Source organism: Streptomyces sp. NPDC048297 (assembly GCF_043201585.1).
Classification (GTDB): domain Bacteria; phylum Actinomycetota; class Actinomycetes; order Streptomycetales; family Streptomycetaceae; genus Streptomyces.
Map to the genome: position 1 here is coordinate 1 of NZ_JBICZA010000088.1, position 1,778 is coordinate 1,778.

The 1,778-nt window shown below is 64.6% G+C and carries 1 protein-coding gene; it reads right to left on the reverse strand.

Annotated elements, in window-relative coordinates; all coding sequences use genetic code 11:
- A partial coding sequence (locus ACGFYV_RS37500) for a hypothetical protein (protein ID WP_393883026.1) occupies positions 1-1,751 on the reverse strand: 1,751 nt, incomplete at its 3' end.
- Positions 1,752-1,778: the final 27 nt, after the last annotated feature.

Genomic DNA, 1,778 nt, shown 5'->3' on the forward strand with positions numbered 1-1,778 from the left:
AGCAGTCCGAGCCGCTGGGCGTCCTTCAGCAGGATCCGTAGCCTGGCCCGGCCCTCCACAACAGCGTTCTGGCCACCCGTGGATCGGACCTCGGTCCGGGTCCGGCCCTCGACCACCACCGTGGCCTCTTCCAACTTGACCTTGTGCAGGACAACCGACCCCGCCTGCGGACCCGGGTCCGACATGTTCACCGCACGCCGGACACCCACCGCCGGCACACCCATCAGCGTGCTGAACTTGCCGTTGGACGAATCCCACAGAGCCGAACCCGAATACCCACCGCTGTCACCGGCACTGCGACGGTGAGCCACGTTGTCGACCAGCGTGTCCTCGGTGTCCAGATGCGTGAGCCAGTCCACCTCCTCAGGCCCACCGGCCCCCACCACGTGGGCGTCATGGAACCCCGTGCGCAGTTCCACCGCCTGAGGCGCTCCAGAGGAGAAGTGGAACATCGGCGACCAGTGACCACCCGTCATCGCCTGATGCAACGACCCCGCGATCGACTGGGACGACGTGAACGCGTGAACCGCGGCCCGCTGCACAGAACCGATCTCGGACGCACCAGGCGGCAGAACCGAGAACACCGCACGACGCAGATCCTCCGTGTGATCGAACGTCTCCACCAGCGAAGTCCGCGGGACGGCCAGAGGCACGCTCCACCCGGCCGAGCCGGCGGGACCGGCAGGAGCGGTGGGATCCTGTGGGTTCCACTCGTCGAACGCGTTGCGGCCCGCCTGCTCACCGGTACGCCGGTTCGCAGCCGTGTCCATGGCCTGCTGCAGCATCGCGGTACTCGCATCCGACTGCTGCGCACCCTGCGCCGCCGAACCATCCCCGTTCTGCCACGTCTGCCACTGCTGCGACGTCGCCGCAACCACATCCGCCGACGGCTTCGGAAGACTCCTCACCACCCTGCGGTCATGACGCCCGATCAGAGCCTCGTTCAGAATGTCCTGACTCTGGTAATCAGCCTGCCCACGCTCACGCCCCCGCACAGTGACGTCAAAAAGCACGTCATACGCGAAATCGACAGCCCGGTACGTGCCCTTCGTATAACGAGCCGTCGCCGCAGTCGACGACACATCACTCGTCGACGACGCCGAATAACCCGCGATCGCCGAATTCACCAGGAAACCCAGCTTGTTCAGATGCGGCACCGCAGAAAACGCATGATTGATCAGAAGAGAAGCAGGCAACCCCACACCATGCGAGACCGTACTGCTGCTCCCCACCGAATCACCCGACTCGAACACCTGCCGGGTCCGCGCCTCACGCCGCATCGAAACCGGATCCACCACACCCGAATCATCCAGCGCACGCCCATGCGTATCCGTCAACTGCCGCCAACCACCCAGACGCAGACGGACAGCAACCTCCAACGGACGATCCGCCGCGAACAACGTGAGCACCAACCGGTCACCCACAGCCTGCGGCAACTCCGAGACAAAACTCTCCCGCGGGAACCACTCATCGATCTCCCGACCCGCCGCCTCCCGACGATCCTGCGGAACACCATCCACAATCGCCGACCGCACCGCCGAATAAAGCCTCCCATCAGGCAACTCGAACGTCACCGGACCCGCACTCTGCTTGAAACTCGCATGCACAAGATCCGCAGGCGGAGCAAAGACCAAAGTCTCGTCGTGATCGTCCAGATCCCTCTTCCACTCCTCGGACGACACAAACGAAACCACCGGCTGCGGCACATACGGAGCAGGATTCTCCGCCGGCTGAATCAGCGCCTCCCCCACCCCATCAGAAGTAGCGGCATCCTCCGC